14 protein-coding genes are annotated in these 22,086 nt (G+C 41.8%); 9 read left to right on the top strand and 5 right to left on the bottom strand.

The annotated features are described in order from the left end of the window. Positions 1 to 12: 12 nt before the first annotated feature. The 3 genes from QX565_RS03140 to dusB all read right to left on the bottom strand — a co-directional run bounded on the left by QX565_RS03140 (position 13) and on the right by dusB (position 4,584). Positions 13 to 1,395: a PEGA domain-containing protein gene (locus tag QX565_RS03140; RefSeq protein WP_221649701.1), complete on the bottom strand. Its 1,383-nt coding sequence runs from the start codon at positions 1,393 to 1,395 to the stop codon at positions 13 to 15. Positions 1,396 to 1,698: 303 nt separating this feature from the next. After that, positions 1,699 to 3,519 carry an LPP20 family lipoprotein gene (locus tag QX565_RS03135; protein WP_289291225.1) on the bottom strand — a complete coding sequence of 607 codons (1,821 nt, stop codon included), beginning with the start codon at positions 3,517 to 3,519 and terminating at the stop codon, positions 1,699 to 1,701. 84 nt (positions 3,520 to 3,603) lie between these two features. Continuing rightward, entirely contained in the window at positions 3,604 to 4,584 is a 981-nt protein-coding gene (dusB, locus tag QX565_RS03130) for a tRNA dihydrouridine synthase DusB (protein ID WP_289291224.1), read from the bottom strand. A gap of 169 nt (positions 4,585 to 4,753) precedes the next feature. Here dusB and QX565_RS03125 point away from each other — a divergent pair, with 169 nt between their 5' ends. From QX565_RS03125 to dprA, 3 genes are read left to right on the top strand one after another with little or no spacing between them, the layout of a single operon-like run. Further along, on the top strand, positions 4,754 to 6,025 hold the full coding sequence (locus tag QX565_RS03125; RefSeq protein ID WP_221649704.1) for a peptidase U32 family protein: 1,272 nt from the start codon (positions 4,754 to 4,756) through the stop codon (positions 6,023 to 6,025). Between the two features lie 46 nt (positions 6,026 to 6,071). Further along, on the top strand, positions 6,072 to 6,473 hold the full coding sequence (locus tag QX565_RS03120; protein WP_221649705.1) for an acyl-CoA thioesterase: 402 nt from the start codon (positions 6,072 to 6,074) through the stop codon (positions 6,471 to 6,473). Continuing rightward, positions 6,470 to 7,591, top strand: a complete 1,122-nt coding sequence (gene dprA / locus QX565_RS03115) for a DNA-processing protein DprA (RefSeq protein ID WP_289291222.1) — start codon at positions 6,470 to 6,472, stop codon at positions 7,589 to 7,591. Before QX565_RS03120 ends, dprA begins: the two co-directional genes overlap by 4 nt. Positions 7,592 to 7,784: 193 nt before the next feature. Here dprA and QX565_RS03110 read toward each other — a convergent pair whose 3' ends face one another. Next, positions 7,785 to 8,240 carry a hypothetical protein gene (locus QX565_RS03110; RefSeq protein ID WP_289291221.1) on the bottom strand — a complete coding sequence of 152 codons (456 nt, stop codon included), beginning with the start codon at positions 8,238 to 8,240 and terminating at the stop codon, positions 7,785 to 7,787. 154 nt (positions 8,241 to 8,394) lie between these two features. On the opposite strand from QX565_RS03110, the gene QX565_RS03105 reads away from it, so the two are divergent. The 4 genes from QX565_RS03105 (at position 8,395) to QX565_RS03090 (ending at position 12,610) form a co-directional block, all read left to right on the top strand. Next, positions 8,395 to 9,642, top strand: a complete 1,248-nt coding sequence (locus tag QX565_RS03105; RefSeq protein WP_196039199.1) for a DUF3575 domain-containing protein — start codon at positions 8,395 to 8,397, stop codon at positions 9,640 to 9,642. A gap of 143 nt (positions 9,643 to 9,785) precedes the next feature. Further along, the gene (locus QX565_RS03100; protein ID WP_221649708.1) at positions 9,786 to 10,694 is read left to right on the top strand and encodes a DUF5119 domain-containing protein; all 909 of its coding nucleotides are present in this window, start codon (positions 9,786 to 9,788) and stop codon (positions 10,692 to 10,694) included. Positions 10,695 to 10,737: 43 nt separating this feature from the next. Beyond that, a complete protein-coding gene (locus QX565_RS03095) occupies positions 10,738 to 11,661 on the top strand; it encodes a fimbrillin family protein (protein WP_289291219.1) in 924 nt (307 codons plus the stop codon). Further along, positions 11,594 to 12,610 (top strand): fimbrillin family protein, encoded by a 1,017-nt coding sequence (locus QX565_RS03090; protein WP_289291218.1) that lies wholly within the window; start codon positions 11,594 to 11,596, stop codon positions 12,608 to 12,610. Before QX565_RS03095 ends, QX565_RS03090 begins: the two co-directional genes overlap by 68 nt. 23 nt (positions 12,611 to 12,633) lie before the next feature. Here the strand turns inward: QX565_RS03090 and QX565_RS03085 are convergent, their stop codons facing one another. Next, positions 12,634 to 14,424: a tetratricopeptide repeat protein gene (locus tag QX565_RS03085; RefSeq protein ID WP_289291217.1), complete on the bottom strand. Its 1,791-nt coding sequence runs from the start codon at positions 14,422 to 14,424 to the stop codon at positions 12,634 to 12,636. Between the two features lie 325 nt (positions 14,425 to 14,749). Between QX565_RS03085 and QX565_RS03080 the strand changes: the two genes are divergently transcribed. Then, complete coding sequence (locus QX565_RS03080) at positions 14,750 to 18,544, top strand: T9SS-dependent choice-of-anchor J family protein (protein WP_289291214.1); 3,795 nt, start codon at positions 14,750 to 14,752, stop codon at positions 18,542 to 18,544. Positions 18,545 to 18,628: 84 nt separating this feature from the next. After that, positions 18,629 to 21,976 (top strand): SusC/RagA family TonB-linked outer membrane protein, encoded by a 3,348-nt coding sequence (locus QX565_RS03075; protein ID WP_289291213.1) that lies wholly within the window; start codon positions 18,629 to 18,631, stop codon positions 21,974 to 21,976. Positions 21,977 to 22,086 lie beyond the last annotated feature (110 nt).

The raw sequence follows: 22,086 nt of genomic DNA, 5'->3' as shown, positions 1-22,086 counted from the left end.
TACGTTTTGGGGTTAGAATATCATACCGATACCGGCACTTATTTCGTGGTATTTGGCATTTACTGTGTGGTACCCCGCAGAGATCAGGAACTTATTGAAGCGCAGAATACCACCTAACTCGAAGGCTACTCCGGTGGGAGATTTACTTGTATCCTTTACCTGTATCCCCTCAAGGCTTTTTCCACTTTCATCCTCAGCCCGTTCATCCAGTTCATAAGATAGAGTACGGCTGCCGTATCCGGCTCCTGCATAAAGGTAGATCGTCTTGTTGAGGCGACGGAAATATCCGGCGGTAACTGACATACGTGATTGGTGGGTGACTCCTTCTTTATAGAACGGAGGTATACTTCCGTCACCTATTGTGCCATTTTCGTTGCATTCCAAGTCGCTCCCTGCCGAACTAAAGTCGCTACGGAAACCGATGTAGAAGCCGTTCTTGTTTTTACCAAATCCTAACATAGCGCCAAAGGTAGTAGAGTTCGGGTTGTATCCGGCCTGCAGCAAGACAAGTGTATTCATTGGGATTTTTGGCTTGATAGTAGATATCATCCGGAAAGTGGGACGTACCGTTTCGCCCGCAGCTACAGTCAGTACAGTGTCTATGGGGAAATAAGTTTCCTTTTCGATGCGTACTTTATACTCTTTGATAGCCATGCGGTCACTGCGGTAAGGGGTTGTACCTACGAGAACTGTGTCAATGTAAACTTTGGCATCCTGTTCGGGCAGGGAGAATATTTCCATATAGCCGAACTTGGGTTTCAGCACTACACTTTTGGTTACCGGACTGCTCCCTAAGGAAATAACACCTGCTTCGGGTTGGTACATCGGAGCTTCTACACGATAGGTATGATCGCCTTTGGGCATGGTAGCGTTGAACAGACCATTCTCAACCGGCACCTGTTCATCGTCAATATAAATATTGGAGGTAGCTGGTTCGGGGCGTACTACGATGAGCTGCATGTTGTTTTCAACTACAGGTTTATCCTGCTGATCACCGGTGTTGAGTACCATTTCGTATACGGTAGCTTTTTCGATGATGTCCGGATAGAAGTAGTTTCGCATAATACCGAGTTGGTCATGTAAAATAGAGATACGGCGGGCGCCTCGCGGGACGTACAGCCAGATTTCTCCTGTTTTGTTTTCACGTGCCGTGATTCCCAGGGCGTCCGGTTCAAACATAAGGTCTTTTACATTGGTCACGATACGGATAAGTGCACAGACTTCACCGTTTTGGTCTCGTTTGGGAGCTGTGACACGGGCAGTGATGTCGCTTTCCATACGTTGGAAAGATGCTACGTTGATTTTTCCTTGTTGCGCAAGCACAGGGATGGCAGGGCAAATAAATAGAAGAACGATAAATAGTAGCAACAGACGTTTAGTAGTGCTATTTGACATGTTTGTTTCTGTAATTTAGGATTAATGTATTTTTCGAACAAATATAATTAATGTTTGTAAATGAATCCCTTTTTATCAAATAAAATGATCGGATAAGTTTGATTTTTAACTTATGTGTAGTCGTTTTGTAACGGTTTTCCGTGACAAAACTTTTCTGATGCGATGGTTGTCGGTAAAATTGATTTCTTGCTGTATGGTTTTGAATGTATTTCACCACAGAGGACACAGAGGGCACAGAGTTTTAAATCTTTTAAAATCAATTAGACAATTACTCTGTGCCCTCTGTGTCCTCTGTGGTGAAAATCAGAAGTGACTTAAATCTATCAGGCCGAAATCCGGGTCTTTCTCCGGCTGCCAGGTACGTACATGAATAATGGGTTCTTTGGGGTTATTGAGGTCCACCATTAAAAAGAGGTAGCCTGTATCGCCATAGCTGGACGAGAAGTAGTCCTGTTTGATCTGGATACCATAGATTTCGCCTCCTACTCCCGACTTGCGTACCTGATTGTCAGCAAAGCGAAGATTGATATATTCATTTCCGGCAAAGATGTGTTTCAGTCTTTTCATGAATTCACTCTTTGTCTGACGGGTATACTTCACAGCCTCTTTGCTCATAGGTTGCCCCTCGTTTACTACTTTGTGTTTCAGCACCGAACCGGTGATAATCAGAGCATCATCCGAGAATATACTGTTGATGTAATCATAGCGTTTTAATGCATAGGCTGTTTTATAACTTTCAAGGAAGTTAATCAATACTTTACGTACATCGTCTCCCCAGGAAGTCTGATTCATAATATCGTCAACAGCCGGCTTGTTCAGTCCGAAGGCAATGGCGTCTATCTTACCTTCTTTGGTCATGGTAAATACGATGTCTTCAACGAATGTGCGGCGGTTGCCATTGAAACTGAAGCTCATGGGGAGGCTGCGACAGGTTACCTCACCATTGCATTCCAGATATTTTAGCTCCGGTTCCTTCACTATTTTGGCATTACCGTATTTAATCAGTTGGTTGAACATGGTGAATCCTTCCGGTGTACAAAGAGACTGTATATTGGCGTAATTTTTGGAGCGGATGGCGTTTTCTACCTCTTTCATAGTGCTCTGATAGACAGTAACTTCTTCGTTAGCCAGATAATGCATGGCGGATTCTGTTTGTTTGGCGCTATCACCGGAAGTTGTCAGCAATGTTGCTGCCGGGGTTTCTCCTGGTTTAGGCTCCTCACCTGTTAGTTTCAGATAGCAGTTGCGCATAGGGATCGGATTGACTGACTGCATGACTTCGGCCAGTTCATTGTCGATATTAGACTCGCCTTCAAACATATACTCCGTTTTTATCTGCATCCCTTTGGCATTGGCAACAGCAGGCATTTCGATAATTCCCAGTCCGTCTTTTGCCGAGAAGATGTTTGACCAGTCACGCCCGTCAAAATAGGTATAATCGTAGTTGCGGGCAGGCTGACCTTTGTAGAGCACTTTCAGATCGATTGTTTTCAGATCACCGTCGATGTGGACGTCGTTTATGGAAACCTCCAGATGAGAGAAGATAACATTCATCTGTTTGGGAATCCAATTACATAATAGCTGATCTTTCCCTTCTTCGTCTTTCATTGTGAGAAAATTCCCGTCAGGATAGCTTTGCAGTAGGGTCAGTGCCCAGTAATAATAGCGTAAGGCATCAGCTACCTGTGCTTTTTTCTCAGCTTTTATCGCTTCTTGAGTAAAGTCGAGCAATTTTGTTTTACGCCCCTCGAAGATACGTTGTATCTCGCTGACTTTGATGTAGCGCATTACCGCAGCTTCCGGTTCGTTCTGTATTACGATACGTCGGGTATTGTTCAGTGTTGCACGTGAATAGGTGTTGATGACCGATTTGAATGTTTCGTCTACGGTTACTTTGTCCCCGTCTGTACCTCCTTCCGTCAGTTGGCTGAACTGGCTGGATACATTGGTAGATATCTGGCTTATTAATGCCGCCAACGCTTCGTTATCGGCTTTTTTGAGCGTAGAGGCATTGCCGGTTCCCCAAATATATTCCTTGCTATTCTGTATTTCTTCTACAGATTGCGCACGAAGTAACGGAGAGGTGAACAGTGATAAAATAAAAAAGAGTAGCAGTTGTCTCATATTGTTTGTTACTTTATAAAAGAATCTATTTTCTGCAAAAGTAATAACTTTTTTATGATAAATCCACTAAAGCCAATCTCTTTTTTATTCACCATCCGGTTTTATTTTGTCGAATATTCGGAATAATTCTTCTACCGACTCTGTTCTTAGCATGGCGATACGGGTTTCCCGGAAATTAGGAATACCTTTGAACAGAGGAGTTGCAGCCAGATGGCGGCGTATGTGAATGATTCCCCGGCGTTCGTCCAGGCGGGCTACGCTGTTGAGCACTTCTTCGCGAAGCACATTCAGATACCATTCAAAGGTTTCGGGAGGAAGTTCGGTTCCTGTTTCCAGATAGTGTTTCACCTCGCGGAAGATCCAGGGGCGTCCGATACTGCCCCGGCCAATCATGATGGCGTCTACTCCGTAACGGTCGAAACACGCTTTGGCGGTTGCTGCCGAGGTGACGTCTCCGTTGCCGATGATCGGAATATGCATGCGGGGATTGTTTTTCACTTCACCAATAAGTGTCCAGTCTGCCTCTCCGGTATACATTTGTGCCCGGGTACGTCCATGGATGGCGAGTGCGGCAATACCGCAGTCCTGTAGTTGTTCTGCCAGATCTACAATGATTTTGTGGTCGGCATCCCAACCCAGGCGGGTTTTTACTGTAACAGGTATCTTTACGGCATCTACTACGGCACGGGTGATCTCCAGCATCTTTGGGATATTCTGTAACATCCCAGCTCCGGCACCTTTACCGGCCACCTTTTTTACGGGACATCCGAAGTTGATATCCAGTATATCAGGCTGCGCCTCTTCTACAATCCGTGCTGCTCCTACCATAGCTTCGGTATCTTTTCCGTATATCTGTATGGCAACAGGACGCTCTTCGTCGCAGATAGAAAGTTTCTGTGTGGTCTTGTTGACAGAGCGTATCAGTGCATCGCTCGAAACAAACTCCGTATACACCATATCGGCTCCGAACTTTTTACACATCAAACGGAAGGCAGGATCTGTCACATCCTCCATCGGAGCAAGGAATACAGGGCGTTCGCCCAAATCTATAGGACCTATTTTCATTTTCGGTTTACTTAATTTTACGATTTACGGTTGAAGTAACTTTCGTTATCGCTACAAAAATACGGAAAAAAGCCTACCTTTGTACTTCTTGATTTATTTAACTGATTGAATTATGAGAAAAACCTCCCGGAAGACCGGGGGGATAATAAGCTTTCTATTAATAAAGTATATGAGTTTTAGTTTGAATGATTTTGAAATAATGGCTCCTGTTGGTTCCCGTGAATCACTTGCAGCAGCCATTCAGGGAGGTGCCGACTCTATTTATTTTGGCATTGCAAATTTGAATATGCGTGCCCGTTCGGCCAATACGTTTACCATTGACGATCTGCGCGAAATAGCCCGGACCTGTGATGAACATGGGATGAAGAGTTATCTGACGGTGAATACAATCATATATGATAATGATCTGGAACTGATGCGCACTATCGTTGACGCGGCGAAAGAAGCCGGTATTTCGGCTGTGATTGCTGCCGATGTGGCGGTGATGAGTTACGCCCGCCGGATCGGGCAGGAGGTGCATCTTTCTACCCAACTGAATATATCCAACATAGAGGCTTTGAGATTCTATGCTCAGTTTGCCGATGTGGTAGTGCTTGCCCGCGAATTGAACTTAGAGCAGGTAGCGGAGATTTATCGTCATATCGTAGAAGAAAATATATGTGGCCCTTCGGGCGAACAGATTCGTATTGAAATGTTCTGTCACGGTGCTTTGTGTATGGCTGTCTCCGGTAAGTGTTATCTTTCGTTGCATGAGATGAACAGTTCTGCCAATCGTGGTGCCTGTATGCAGGTGTGCCGCCGTTCTTATACAGTGCGGGATAAAGAGACGGATGTGGAGCTGGACGTTGACAATCAGTATATAATGTCACCCAAAGACCTGAAGACGATTCATTTTATGAATAAGATGATGGATGCCGGTGTACGGGTGTTCAAGATAGAAGGCCGTGCCCGCGGTCCTGAGTATGTGCGTACCGTGGTGGAGTGTTATAAAGAGGCTATCAAGGCTTATCTGGACGATACTTTCACTGACGAGAAAGTGGCTGCCTGGGATGAACGCCTGAAGTGTGTATTCAATCGTGGCTTCTGGGACGGATACTATTTGGGACAGCGTTTGGGAGAGTGGACTAAGAACTATGGTTCGGCAGCTACAGAACGTAAGATCTACGTGGGTAAAGGAATCCGTTATTTTAGTAATATCGGTGTTGCCGAGTTTCTTGTAGAAGCAGCCGAATTGAATGTAGGCGATAAGTTATTGGTAACCGGACCGACTACCGGAGCTTTGTTTGCTACCCTCGAAGAGGCACGTGTTGATCTTGAACCGGTACAAAACGTAAAGAAGGGAGAACGTTTTTCCATGAAACTCGATAAGATACGTCCGAGTGATAAGCTCTACAAACTGGTTTCTGTGGATGAGCTGAAAAAGTTTAAAGGCGGGTTGTAAGGAGAGTTATAACTTTACTACCCTATAACTTTATAACATTACAACCATGAATTATATTTACGAGCTGGAGATGAAGGTACGCGATTATGAATGCGACCTGCAAGGCATTGTCAACAATGCCAATTATCAACACTATCTGGAACATACGCGTCATGAATTCCTTTCTTCTGTGGGTGTCAGCTTTGCTGCATTGCATGAGCAGGGAGTTGATCCGGTTGTTGCCCGTATCAATATGGCCTTTAAAACTCCATTGAAGAGTGGAGACGAATTTGTCTCCAAACTCTATATGAAAAAAGAAGGTATCAAGTACGTGTTCTATCAGGATATCTTCCGGAAGAGTGATAGCAAAGTAGTAGTAAAGGCAACCGTTGAAACTGTATGTGTCGTTAATGGGCGTTTGAGTGATAGTGAACTGTTCGACAGCGTATTTGCGCCCTACTTGCAATGAGTAGCCGCGAAGAGTGTATTTGTAGCATTGCCTTGACACAGGTTCCGGGCATTGGGCATATTTGGGCAAAGAAGCTGGTGGATGGTATTGGAAGTGCTGCTGACGTTTTTCGTTTCCGGCAGGAACTTCCTGAACGTTTGCCGGGAGTAAACAACCGCGTGGTGGAAGCATTGGATTGTTCACAGGTATTGGTACGTGCCGGCGAAGAGTATGAATTTGCAGAGAAGAACCATATTCAATGTCTTACTTTGGCCGATGAACATTATCCGTCCCGTCTTCGCGAATGTGATGATGCCCCTATTGCTCTTTTTTTCAAAGGAAATGCCGATTTGAATGCGCTTCGCGTTATTAATATGGTAGGTACCCGTAACGCTACTGATTATGGCAAGCAGCTTTGTGCTTCTTTTCTTCGCGATTTGAAAATCCTCTGTCCGGATGTACTTGTTGTAAGTGGTCTGGCTTATGGCATTGATATTCATGCACACCGTGCGGCCCTTGCCAACAGCCTTCCTACCATTGGCGTATTGGCGCATGGGCTTGATCGTATTTATCCTTCCGTCCATCGGAAAACTGCTATTGACATGTTGCAGCAAGGTGGTTTACTGACCGAGTTTCTCACCGGGACCAATCCCGATAAACATAACTTTATAAGCCGTAACCGTATTGTAGCAGGTATGGCAGATGCTACGATTGTCGTGGAGTCTGCTGCTAAAGGCGGTTCACTGATCACGGCCGATATTGCCGAAAGTTATCATCGCGACTGTTTTGCTTTTCCCGGACGTACGATGGATGCCTCTTCTATCGGTTGTAATCAACTCATTCGTGACAATAAAGCAGCTCTTCTTTTGTCTGCCGAAGATTTTGTGAAAGCCATGTGCTGGGATGCTTCTTCACAGTCTCGGAAAGTGGAGAATGTTCAGCGGAATCTCTTCCCGGAATTATCAGAAGAAGAACAGCGGATTATCTCTCTTTTGCAAGCACAGGGGGCTTTACAGATCAATACATTGGTAGTTGAAGCCGATATTGCTGTACATAAAATGAATGCTATTTTGTTTGAACTTGAAATGAAGGGGGTGATACGGGTACTGGCAGGCGGAATGTATCAGTTACTTCAATGATAGGCATAAAAAAAGGAGCAACGCCTTGCTCCAACCTTTGTTAACCTTAAATCTAATACTATGAAAAAAATCACAGTACAAATGTAAGGCTTCCACTCTATTCCTCCAAATATTTCTTTCAATATTGGTTCTCTTTTAAATTCTTTCACGGTTTTTCACTGTTATCGTACACAACCCTATTTAAAAGGGGGTGTCAGAGATCGTCCGGTATATAAAACTGCACGATTCTGATATAAGATCCGGTATGCTTTTTCGCGCTGGAAGTACTTAGGAGTAGCCTCGTTACTATTCCCCGGTATGGCTCGTTGTTTGAGTCAGGAAGCAACAAGCCGTTGGTCAGTATGCAACTGTGTTTTACATGTACATGTAAAGCAGTACGACATGCATATGTGGAGCAGTACGACATGTACATGTCGAGCAGTGAAACATGTACATGTAAAACAACGTTGCATACCGGAGAACCATACGTTACTCTACGAGATAAGGTTTTATCCATACGGGGGAAGGCAGAGGCAGTAATGACAAATGCTGTTATCATCAGATGAAACACGGGCTTATGCGGATTTTCGCAGAATGGACGACGATTGTTGCTGCCATCCCTCTGCCTGCTGTGAAAATTAGTGCTAACCTGCATTGCAATAATCAGCATCGCCTGTCATATCTCCCCGTGTGGGAAGTACTCCGGAGTTGCAAATATCTGTCAATCATTTCACTGTATGAGACATTCTTTCTCAGATTTAGTATTGATTCTGCTTTATTCTGGAATCTCTTTTCTATATTTGCTACCTGTTTAATGTGTTGTTATGAAAAGTCGTATCTGCATCATATCTATTTTAGGATTACTTCTTATGATACCCGGGGCAAACTATGCTCAGGGCACTCGTCCTATTGTAAAGAAGGATACGGTAAGAAGTAGTTATATTTATTTCCCTTTCAATCAGGATGAGATAGATCCGGATTATCTGGATAATAGTGAAACGATTGCTGCCCTTGATGCTCTTTTTGCCGATTCTTTGGAAACGGCACATCCCGATTCTTTGATAATAACTTCATTGATAGTGCCGGAAGGCAGTCTGAAATTCAATGCCTGGTTGGCTGCACGGCGTGCCGAGGCAGTGAGAGATTATATAAACGAACGTTATCCCCGCCTGCATGCTAAGTTTGTGCTCTGTCGTAAAGAGACAGATTGGATGGATTGGCGTACTTTGATAGCGTCCGATCCGGGAGTTCCTGATCAGGAAGATGTGTTGCGTGTGATAGATTATCATCATTATGATCCGGCAAAGTGTGAAAAACTTTTGCAATATCTTAACGGCAAGAAACCCTATACGTATATTCAGGAATCGCTTTTACCTCGCTTACACCGGACGGAGATACAGGTGAGCTGGAATTATGCCGATTTGGTAGCTCCGTTGAACGGGGTAGAACCTGTATCCGGCTTTGCATCGACTGTCGGACAACAGTCTCCGGCTCTTCTGACAGAATCTATAGAACCGGAGGACGCCGGATCGGTTTTGATTACTCCGAAACGGCGAAAGACGATTCTCGCATTAAAAAACAATCTGCTTTATGACATTGCTTTAGCTCCGAATCTTGAGTTGGAGATACCCTTGGGACGTCGTTGGTCAGTGAATGCCGAATACAAATGCCCCTGGTGGTTGAATAATGAGCGTAATTTCTGCTATCAGTTAGTATCCGGTGGCATTGAAGGACGTTGCTGGTTGGGCAATCGCCGCACGCGTGATCCCTTGATCGGCCATTTCTTCGGATTATATGCCGAAGGCGGTAATTATGACTTTCAGTTTGGCGAAACAACAGGTTATCGGGGAAAGTATTATGCTGCCGGCGGTCTTAGTTATGGATATACCCGGCGCATAGGCCGCCATTTTTCGTTGGAGTTCAGCTTGGGGGTAGGCTGTCTGACTACTGACTTTCACACCTACCTTTCGGACCAGGGAGAACTAACCTGGAAAGACACACGCCGTATTGTTTACATCGGACCTACAAAAGTTAAATGCTCTTTAGTGTGGCTTATTAGTGTAAAACGATAGAAGTTTCGCGAATAGAAAAGTCCCAAACTTGCAAAAAACTTCCAATCGTTTCACGAACCCTTCCAGTGCCCTAAAATAGTTATCTAAGTATTGTTTTAGTTTATTTTCATCTTCTATATTTGTTGTATCAAAAGAAATAGAAGATGGAAAAAGTAAGAAAATCTTCTTCATGGAAAGTGCTGTGTCTTGTACTGTGTGAAGGAATAATCCTGTTGCTTTCATCTTGTTCTTTTCGTCCTATTGAGGATGACGTTGAGAGTGTACCCGATGGTACGGTTCATGTTAAAGTCAATTGGGGGAAATATAGTAAGCCGGAAGGAGAATGGTTGGTGTTTTATCCGGAAAGTCGTTCTTTGAAACCTTTTTCAAGAGAAGTTGGCGATGATGTTTATATCAATGATTTGTTGCCTGGTAAATATAAGCTGCTGTTGCTTAGTATGAACAAAGCAGAGACCAATGTGAAGTTCAGTAATATGGATGTGGCGGAGGATGCAGCGATAGAGTTATTAGAGCCGGGAGTGAGCGGTGATGTAATGCATCCGGAAATGATGTTTTCTTCTGTGGCAGAATTCAATGTCACCGAGACGAACGGGCCGTTAGTAGTACTCTCACCTCACCCTTTGGTATTGAAAGCTTGTTTTGAGATGCCAACAAGTAAGAAAGTGAAACAGGCTGAGGCGCATCTTATCGGGATGATCAATTCGCTGAAATTGTTCACTATGGAAATTGCTGCTTACTCTACTTCCGAGTGTTATCTTGATTTGATATCGGTATATAAGGAAGACAGAGTCTGTTTTGAAGGAAAAATGTTATTGCCTCTCCTGCATGAAATCAGTACTACAAGAGCAGATGTAGAGGGAAAGACTATCTTGGAAATGAGTTTTACATATGAGGATGAAGCAAAAGAAACAATAACGACAGATATCACTCAGGTTATAAAAGAGGTACAAGCCGAAGCACCTGTAGAGGTGACATTCAATTTATTGAAAATAGGTACGACTGCTACAGTAGTTAGTTGGGTGATAGAAACAGGGAATAGTAGTGTGATATAAGAAACAAATAAAACAATAATATAAACTTTTAAAGACAAGAAGTATGAAGACATTTATCTTTTCAGCATTGGCATTGGGAATGATGGCAAGTTGTTCAAACACAGAAGTAGAGGGTATAGATGCAGTTGATAATGGGGAACCGGTAGCGATTCAATTGAGCGCAGGAGTAGAAACAACAACTGGGGTAACACGGGCTGCTATAGAAGATGGCAAAACGTTTAAAGCCACTGTGTTAGGTTGGGAAAGTAATACTGAAATGACTGAATTCGCAACAGAACCCTCATGGAATGCAACGTCCAGTGATATAAACACTTCTGGTAATACACCTTCTATAACTGTGCCAGGAAAGTACTATAAAACAGAAGATGGCTATAAAACTTATATGAAAGCTTTCTATGTAGATGGAGCAACTGCTACTCAAGAAGCTCAAACTTCTACTTATGCTTTAGATAAAAAAGATGGTTCAGTCGATATTTTGATGACTACTGCTGCCGTATATGGTGATAAAACGACACCTGCTGGTGCTTTGACCTTTGCCCATCCATTAACGAAATTGATTTTTAAAGTAAAGGCCGGAGTTGGATTAGCAAATGATGTAAAATTGACCTCTATTCATTTATTGGGTATGAGTGTTCCAGAAACGATAAAATTAGGTACTAATGAAGTTGTTTTTGGGTCAGTACAAGAGGTGGAGGCACCTATTATTTTCACCGATGCTATTACTACTACTGAAGAAACAGCTAGTACTGCTGTAATGGTAAAACCTATTAGTGGTAAATTTAATATTAAGGTGGTAACAAATAAGAAAACATATCCCAGTGTTGAGGTAACTCTATCTTCAGTAGCGGAACATGCTGATGGTAAAGGTGTTGCATATACTGTAACTCTTACATTTAGAGATGAGATTTCTACTAGTGCTTCTGTTACTGAATGGGCTACTGGTTCTGGTTCTGGTACTGTTGGATAATTATCGAATGATTAAGACCCCCTTCTTAATATCCATCATAGCACTATTAGCAAGCTGTACAATCATAGATACAGAGACTGATAGTGCTATGTCTCCCTCTGGCCCGAAGGAAATTCGTCTCAGTGCAGAAGTGCAAAGAACGATAGCCCAGTCACGTGCAGCAATCGGCGAGAACGAACCTTTTTATGCAACTATTTTAGGTTGGGAAACTACTTCAGATGCTACCACCTATAACGATGCCTCTCCTTCCTGGTCTACCGATACCAAGGAATCCATCATTGCTTCCCCCACAAAAGGTTCCGCTGTTGTTTTCAAAAACGAACAGTATTACCTTACCGATGGTGGTAAAACCTTTATGAAGGCATTCTCTCCCATTGGAAAAGTAACCGGACAGCTTTATACCTTTGGTAAGATTGAGGCAGACGGAAGTACAGACGTACTGGTTTCTAACGAAATTTTCGGTACCAAAAGTAGTGCTGCTCCTTCGCTGGCATTCAGCCATGCACTTACGCAGCTTACTTTTTACATACAAAAAGGCGAAAGCATACCCGAAGATGATATGGACGATGTCCGTATGATTCAATTGAACGGTATTCAGCTACCTGTAGGATTCGATTTGACGAGTAAAACATTAACAGTAAGCGAAACTCAGAATCTTTATGCTTTAAATGTAACTGCCGGGAATGGAGTACCCATCCCTAAAGACAAAGCAGTAAGGGCAGGAGGGGCTGTAATGATTGCTCCTATTACGGGTGATGCAGAATTAAACCTCACAGTTGTCACTAATCATGGAGAGTTGAATGTATCTAAAGTAACTTCAACTACCGGTAATGAATTTCGGGCAGGCATATCTTATGATATTACATTAACTTTCATGCGGAAAGAAATTTCTTCCAGTGCCACAGTCACCAATTGGATAAAAGGTGAAGGTGGTGCTACCGTAGAATAGTCAGATTCCAATAAGTGTATAGCTTAAAAACTCATCAAAAACTTCTGCAAGTCTTCCGTTTGGGAGATTTGCAGTTTTTTACGTAGGCGGTTGCGTGCAGACTCCACACTCCGTACCTCTTTGAAAGTAATATCAGCAATCTCCTTGGTAGACAATCCTAATCGTAACAAGGCACACAAGCGCATTTCTTTCATTGTAATAGTAGGATATTCTTCATTCAAGTTCTCATAGAAATGATGATGAATACTTTCAAATGAATCCCGGAAATCTTGCAATATATTGTTACTGTCAATCTGGTTCAGTTGCGAAATAATCTCACGTATCTGTTTTTTTACTTGTATTTCTTTAGGATTCATGTCCAATAGCAGTTGTTTCAGGCGATCGGTTAGTTGTGCGATAAACTCCTTGTTCTTAGTGTCTTGTAATGAGTAGGACATCTGTTTGCGTTCATTTTGTTCCAATTCCAGCTTCAGTTGTTCCTGGTCATTCAGCAAAGAGATTATTTTTCCCTCTTGCCGTTCCATCTGATCGCGTTTCTGCCGGGCGTAATCACACAATGCTCTTCTCGTCTTTTTCTTCTGCTTCTTAAGCCAATAAATCGTATATACGGCTATAACAACCAAAAGTACTACCCCGGAAATCACCATTATATATACCTTCTGCATCACAACCGCGTGCTTGTTCTCTATCCGGATCAGCTTCTCCTGTAGCATGCGTTCTTCATCATAAGCACCCGATAAGTTTCTCGTTCTTTCTTCTTCTTCCGAGTTATATAGAGAGTCTTTTAACGCCATTGATTGTTTTAACATCTCAAAAGCCGTTCGATATTGTCCTATACCCTCATAATAATTAGAAAGTTCGACAAGTAATACCTTTTTGTCATATACATTATTATACTTATCAGACAGGGCAAGTGCTTTCTTCAAATAGTTACCAATCATCTCTTTTTGTTCCAGTAAATTATATACATTGGTCATTATCAGATAAGTTCCTGTCAAATAGTATTCCTGATGATGATTCAACTGGTATTCTTCTACCTGCTTCAGTAGTTGTAATGCCATCCGGGGCTCTTTCTGCTTCAAATAGATAGAGCCAATGTTTCGTTGCATCAGTATGATCATATCAGAATCTTTGGCTGCGTCCAGCTGATGTACAGCTAAGAAAGCATATTCAAGTGCTTTATTATAATCTTTTTTATGGGCATAGTTCACAGAGAGGTTATTGTAATTAACAAACAGCCTTTGAGGAACCTTAAGTTCTTCGTTGATAATAATAGCTCTTTTAAATAAAGAATCCGATTCGTTATATTTCTTTTGAGTCTGAAATACAGAAGCAATGTTATTACAAAGTATCGCCTCCTCTTCATTCAGGTTATTTTTTTGGGCTATGTCCAGTGCTTTCGTGTAGTAGTTCATTGCCAGATCGGTCAATCTCATATAATTATAAGAAAGTCCTGCCTGATTCATAATATGGATGTAAGTAGGAAGTGAATTACGGGGTATTTCAGGAAATACGTCTTTTATCACCGATAAGCAATAGCTTAGATACTTTACAGCTTCTTCTTTGTGGTTCATATTGCACAATGACAATCCTACCTGAAATACCGTTTTAAAAGTCTCCTCTCCCGAGTATGTACTATGCATCAAAGAATCGATTCTTTTTACCAGTATCGTATCGGTGAAATAAGGTTGTGAAACATACTTTCTCGATTGGTTTAATATATTCTCAATTCCTTTAGCAGGAATAGGTGATTGTGAAAAAACCTTTTCAACGATACATAGTATGAATGAAGCGATTATAAGAATCTTATGCATTATGCTAATTGATTTTATATTCATTACAAAGATAATAATATGCTATATATTAACCAATGTTGACGTGTTTTTTTTAAGATTAGAGTTGCTTTTTCTCACAAAAAGCAAAAAAAGAAGGTTTTGCAAAGGAAATGTAAGAGCTTGTTTATCAACTAAATAATAGAGTGTGCAGTAGTAAATTATTTTTGATTTAAAATAGTAAAGTAGTCAATGCAGGGAATTATATTATGATAATAAATCAAAAATCTTCTTTTTTGTTATCGTGAAAGTTAGATGACGCTCCTGTGTGTCAAATAACAATTATTAATCTCCAAATACAATTCAAATGAAAAAACTATTACTATTTGTGTATCTCCTTTTGATTGTTGTTGCCACGACGTACGCACAATCGTTGAACGAGGATTTTGAGGGTGATCAATTTCCGCCGAAAGGTTGGGAAACGCGTTGTATTGAATATTCCCTGCTCAGTTACCCTAAATGGGAGCAGGTGAATAATAAGGACATTAATACCTTTGTGATCGGTTATAAAGGTGGAAAAGCTGTTCAATCTACAAGTTCTGGTGCAGGTTTCTCTGCATCATGGACAAGTAATTGGCTAATTACACCGCAAATCACAGTAGGCAACAATGAATACTTGAGTTTCATGTTAGGAGCCAACGGTGCGTATAATAATATTAAAGACGTTAACCCCTACGAACTAAAGGTAATGCTATCTACCGCGGGTAATGATTCGATCAGTTTTAAAGAGACCATTTTCAGCATTATTCCTAAGGGAGTTTTGCCATGGGGAAATTATACGATTGATATGAGTAAGTATGCAGGCCAGAAAGTATATATTGCATTTTGGGATTTTGGACATGCTTTAAATGCGACAGGCAGTTTCTTGTCCAACAAGCTTTATCTGGATAATATAAAGATGACTCAAACCCCATCTCCTGATGTAGCTCTCTCTTCTATTGATGGAATCGAGAATGGCTGTACGCTGGAACAAGCATTGAAAGTGACGGTAAAAAATACAGGAGTAACTTCACCGGCTTATAAGCTATGCTATCAAGTTGATAAGAATCCGGTCGTCATACAAAATATAAATGAAGCATTGGGTAGTGGTGAAGAAAAGCAATATTCATTCACGGAAAAGGTAAAATTCACAGAGCCACGTCAAAATATAGACAGTGTTTATACTATTAAAACGTGGGTAGAAGCTTCTAACGATGCGAATCTATTTAATGATACACTATCTGCTACTGTTGTTATTACTACTTCTATGGAGTATCCATATAAGATGACAACAGAAAATGCACAGGAAAGTCTGCGCAGTTCGGCAGCCGAAGGTAGACGGAACGCTTATTGGAAATGGCTTGGAGCTGATGAGAAAAATGTGCAAAACTGCTGGTTATACTCTCCATACATGGGGCAATCTGCTATCTTGGCAAGTAATTGTATTACGCTACCCCAAGGAAAGGTACGTATCAATTTTGAATACCAGTGTGGGGAAAGTTTCAAAGTGACAGCTTCCCTTGGTAATTTTGATTACGAAAAATATAAATCGATTGGTACATCAGACCTGTTACTGGCTTCGCCGTATCAGTGGGTCAAAGGAGGATTTACAATTGATGTAAGTGAACTGGGTAAATATTCTCTTGGACTCACCACAAGCGTTAGTACATCACAACTACTAATGCGTAACATAGAGGTCTGTGACCCATACAATGATGTGGCTATACAGAAAGTCGTTTCTCCTTATGCTAACGCCATGATGAAAAACAATTCAGTCACCGTAACGGCTACATTTATGAACATCGGTAAAGATGATTTGCAAAATATTCCTGTTCATTACCGGTTGAATGATGGGGCGGTAATAGACGGCGTGATTGCGGCACTATCCGTAGGCCAGAAAATAGACTATACCTTTGAAACGAAAGCTGACTTTAGTCAACCGGGAGCTAATGAACTAAAAGTATGGAGTGCACTGGCAGAAGACGGTGACAAAGGTAATGACGAAACAACTGCCACAGCACAAGTGTATGAAGCAGCAGGGTTCCCATACAAAATGGGTTTTGAACCGGAAGAAAATTGGAAAAACTGGATCTGTTACAATCCCGAAAAGGATAATGTGTACTGGGAGGTAACACAGGTTACCAGCGGAGGAGCTACTTTTGCCAAAGAAGGACAGTATGCAGCATATATCAACTCTTTCAGTGGAATCACTCATAACGATTGGTTGATTTCACCGGCTATCACGGTACCTAAGGGTAAAGTACGCCTCTCTTTCTATTATGCTACATTATACGCCAGCGGTGTTTCCAATCTGAAAGTATACTTAGGTAAGACCGATTCTTATAGCGACTTCAAGGAAGGAACGCCTTTGGCTACACTTCCTATTGATAATGTTAAATACTATAAGCAAGGATATGTGTTGCTCGATATAGAGGAAGCTGGTAATTATTATCTGGCATTTTATAACGATGGTAGCGGACGTGATATTATTCTGGATGACGTACGCTTGGATCAAGACAACGATATGGCCATCAACGCGGTTGGTTCTTCTGCGAAAGACGGATTCTATCTGACAAATACTGACATCACGCTGTCGTTTATGAATCATGGTACCAAAGCAATATTGAATGTTCCTTTAAGTTATGTTGTCTATAAAGATGGAAGCGAGGCGGATAAAGCTGTTCAGACAGTTTCCGAAACCTACACAGGAACCATAGAACCGGGAGCTACGATAGAATATACTTTCCGGAAAAAAGCCGATATTTCGACTCCGGGTACTTACTTCTTCTTGGGAGAAGTAAAGGAAACATCTGATTGTGATGCCTTTAACAACAAAATGTTCTCTTCAAACAGTGTAATCCATTATGAGGCAGCAACAATCCCTTATGTTGGTGATTTGGAAACAGACCTGGAACGTTCTCAATGGATATTCAATGGCAGTTGGGCAACAGGCAACAACTTTACAGCAGCCAATTCAGCCTATTCCGGAACAGGAGGAATCCGTCATGCCGGTACTGCATCCGGTGATGGCGACTGGGTATTCTCCGGTTGTATCGAAATTCCTGCCGGAACGTATGACTTCGGGTTCTTCTATCGTACTTACTTAAACATTAGCGGAACGTCTACTCCTGAAAAGAACGGACAAGATTTTGAAGTATTTTTAGGTGAAGCTCCTACAACAGAAGCAATGACAATGTCTATATACAAAGCCGAAAAGGCATTAGTCCAGGGAAGAGAATATCAAAAAGTAGTGAAGCAAATCACTATTCCTGCCAATGGGCATTACTATATCGGGGTGAAATGTACATCCACTGCTACATTAAGCAGCTCTCTCTTTATGGATTACTTTACAATCAAAAAACCTGTTACTACCGGATTAAGCATAGAGACAGAGCCGTATATTGCAGATTTTGCCAACAAGGAAAGTGAATGGTATCATTACTATCCTTCAGTGAGCCATTTTGAACAATGGACAGTTGCAAAGGTAAATAATGAAACATTTATGAAAACCCAGGTCACCAGAGATGATGCCCATACTGGTTTGATATATAAGCCATGCCCGGGTGCTTATGTTGCTCCGGTAATAAGCCTGAAGAAAGGTGACATTGTCAAAGCTACTTTTGATTATAGCATTATCATTAAATCAACTGCTCCTGAAAGCACGGAACAGTATGTAAGACTTTATATGGCTGATAAAGACATGCCGGATGCTTTCACCACATTAGTAGCAAGCGGTGATGACAATTCCGGTGACAGAGCCACAGCAAGCGGTAGTATAACTGTTCCGGCCGATGGGCTTTATTATTTCGGTTATATGGTTGAATCTCCCGTTAGTACACAAGCTTTCAACCTCTACTCTACAAAGATTGAGAAGACAGGAAACGATCCGGACGTAGGTGTACAAAACGTAGAGACAGAGGACAACGGATATTACATAAGTGGCCGTACTCTTTATCTGAATGGAGACTACCAAACTATACGTATTTATAACGGAAACGGGCAATTAATACTCAACACAGGGAATACAAGTAAAATAGAACTGGATTCCTATGAAAAAGGTATATATATTCTCTCTCTCACTTCCAGGTTGGCTACGAAGACCAGTAAATTCCTGGTTAAATAACTAACGTTATGTTTCTACAAAAAGGGATGTGTTTACATCAAATACATCCCTTTTTAAAATTTCCACTAAAGAAAAAGTTATTATATGAGTAAAAAATCATTGTTGCTGTTTTGTTTATGTATGTTTTTGGCATGTACAGAATGGATACAGGCACAAAACACTGATGTGAGTGGAATTGTCGTCTATGCAGAAGATGGTGAGCCTGTCATAGGAGCTAATGTACAGGTAAAGGGTACTCAACAAGGCACTATCACAGATATTGACGGGAAATTCCAGTTGAAAGGAATATCGTTATCTGCCAAACTTCACATTACCTACGTCGGGTTAAAGCCCCAAGAAGTGAAAGCAAAACCCAATCTGAGAGTTGCAATGGAATCGGATGCCCAAATGCTTGAAGGAGTAGTAGTAACCGGTATGTCAAAAGTAGATAAACGTTTGTTTACCGGAGCTGCCGATAAGGTGGATGCATCCAAAGCCCGCATAGATGGTATGCCGGATATAAGCCGTTCGTTGGAAGGACGCTCGGCAGGGGTATCTGTACAGAACGTTTCAGGAACTTTTGGTACGGCTCCCAAAATTCGGGTGCGTGGTGCAACTTCCATATATGGTAATTCCAAACCATTGTGGGTAGTAGACGGAGTAATCATGGAGGATGCGGTTGATGTCAGTACTGACGACCTTTCATCGGGAGATGCAGTGACATTAATCAGTTCGGCCATATCGGGTCTGAGTGCAGACGACATAGAGAGTTTCCAAATTCTTAAAGACGGCTCGGCAACTTCCATATATGGTGCCAGAGCAATGGCCGGTGTAGTGGTTATCACAACCAAACGCGGACAGGCAGGGCTTAGTAGTATTAATTACACCGGAGAACTCACATATCGCATGGTTCCACACTATTCAGAGTTCAATATCATGAATTCTCAGGAACAAATGGATGTATACAAAGAGATGGAAGATAAAGGCTGGTTACTGTTTTCAGAGACAGCACGTGCTGCTAATAGCGGCGTTTACGGTAAGATGTATCAGATGATAAATACGTATAATCCCAATACGGATTCTTATCTGCTGGACAATACGCTCGAAGCGCGTTATGCATATCTGGAAAAAGCTGAAATGCGGAATACAGATTGGTTTAATGTTCTTTTCAATCAGAATATTGTCCAGACACATTCTGTCAGTATTTCGACTGGTTCGGAGAAAGCGCGTATGTATGCTTCATTAAGCCTTTACAATGATCCCGGTTGGACGAAAGCCAGTTCTGTAAACCGGTATACAGCCAATATGAATGCCTCTTTTAATCTTTCAGATAAATTGAGCGCTCTGATTTTAGGAAGTGGTTCGTATCGTAAGCAAGTTGCCCCCGGTACGTTAAGCCAACAACTGGATGTGGTAAACGGACAAGTAAAACGCGACTTTGATATAAACCCGTACAGCTATGCGCTGAACACTTCACGTACCTTGCAATGTACAGATGAAAATGGAAAAGAGGTGTATTATACCCGTAACTATGCCGATTTCAATATACTCCATGAATTGGATAATAACTATATCGATTTGAATGTAGCAGATCTTAAATTTCAGGGAGAACTCAAATGGAGACCTGTCAAAGGTTTGGAATTAAGCGGATTGGCTGCTATAAAGTATTCTACTACCGGACAGGAGCATAATATCAAAGATCATTCCAATCAGGCAGAATCATATCGTGCTATGGGGGATGCCACTATTCGCGATAGTAACCCGTTATTGTACACTGATCCCGATCTGATAAATTCTTTGCCTATCACTATTCTCCCGGAAGGTGGCATCTACACTCGTACTGATTATAGTATGAGAGGAATCGATATCCGTGCAACGGCTACTTACAATACAAGTATTAATAACACGCATATTCTGAACCTTTTCGGTGGCTTTGAAAACAGTTCTATTGACCGTACCCGGAGTTGGTTCCGGGGCTGGGGTTATCAATATGATAAAGGCGGTACTCCCTTCTATGATTACAATGTTTTCAAACAGGGTAAAGAGGAAAATACCAATTATTATACTAATGAGGCAACTTATATTCGAAGTGTAGCTTTTTTCGTTATGGGTACCTACTCTTATAAAGGTAAATACACATTAACCGGAACCGGACGTTACGAAGGTACCAATCGTTTAGGTAAATCACGTTCGGCACGTTGGTTGCCGACATGGAATATTGCCGGTGCGTGGAACGTACACGAAGAAAAATTCTATTCTAATTTCTCACATCCGGTTCTGTCGCATGCAACACTCAAAGCATCTTATAGTTTGACTGCCGACCGTGGCCCTGCTTTTGTGACTAATTCGCAAACGATCCTTAACAGTTACTCGCCTTGGCGTCCTTCAGCCAGTGTCACAGAGTCGGGGATGCGCATTACGGAACTTGAGAACAGTGAACTAACCTACGAAAAGAAGCACGAATTCAACGTGGGCGTCGATTTAGGCTTCCTTAATAATCGTATCAATCTTGCAGCGGATTATTACCGGCGTAACAATTTTGACTTGATTGGAGTAATCAATACTCAGGGAGCTGGTGGGACAATTGCTAAATATGCAAATATAGCTTCCATGAGATCGTCTGGTATAGAACTGACTCTCTCTACTCAGAATATAAAGAAGAAAGGTTTCAGTTGGAATACCGATTTTATTTTCTCCAAGACAAAGAATGAGATAACGAATCTGAAATCACATGCGAACGTACTTGATCTGATCTCAGGAAATGGATTCGGACGGGAAGGTTATCCCGTAAGGGCACTTTTCTCCATACCTTTTGCCGGATTGACAGAAAACGGTCTTCCTACTTTTATCAATCAGGATGGTCAAAGAACAATTTCCACTCTGAATTTTCAAGAGTATGAGAAGTTAGGCTTCTTAAAATATGAAGGTCCCACTGATCCCACTATTACCGGAAGTTTTGGTAATATCCTTACTTATAAAAACTTTAAACTGAATGTATTTCTTACCTATTCTTTTGGAAATGTAATCCGTTTGGATCCGGTTTTCAGCAGTGCCTATTCTGATCTTGATGCTATGCCCAAAGAGTTTAAGAATCGTTGGATGAAAGCCGGTGATGAAAATACCACCCATGTACCTACTATTGTAAGTTACCGCATGAACCAGCAGTATGCTTATTTAAATATGGCCTATAATGCTTACAACTATTCGGATGTACGCATTGCTGATGGCGGTTTTATCCGGTTAAAGGAAATTTCTTTGTCCTATGATCTCCCGGTCAAGGTTTTGAGCTTTTTCCGGTTGAATAAATTACAGTTCAAAATACAGGCAACCAATCTCTTCCTGCTATATGCCGATTCAAAGCTAAACGGGCAAGATCCTGAATTTTTCCGTTCCGGTGGTGTATCTACTCCTGTTCCCAGGCAATTCACATTTACTATCAGGTTAGGATTATAAAAACAAGATTAAAAATAGTTACTATGTTTGTAAACACTGAAAACCAACGCTCGTCGGGACGGGTGGTCCCGCCCCTTGCCGCTGGGCGTTCCCCGACCGAAGATTTGTTT

The organism is Bacteroides sp. 41_26, assembly GCF_949740115.1.
Classification (GTDB): Bacteria; Bacteroidota; Bacteroidia; order Bacteroidales; family Bacteroidaceae; genus Bacteroides; species Bacteroides nordii.
This window is presented reverse-complemented; position numbering and strand designations above follow the sequence as displayed.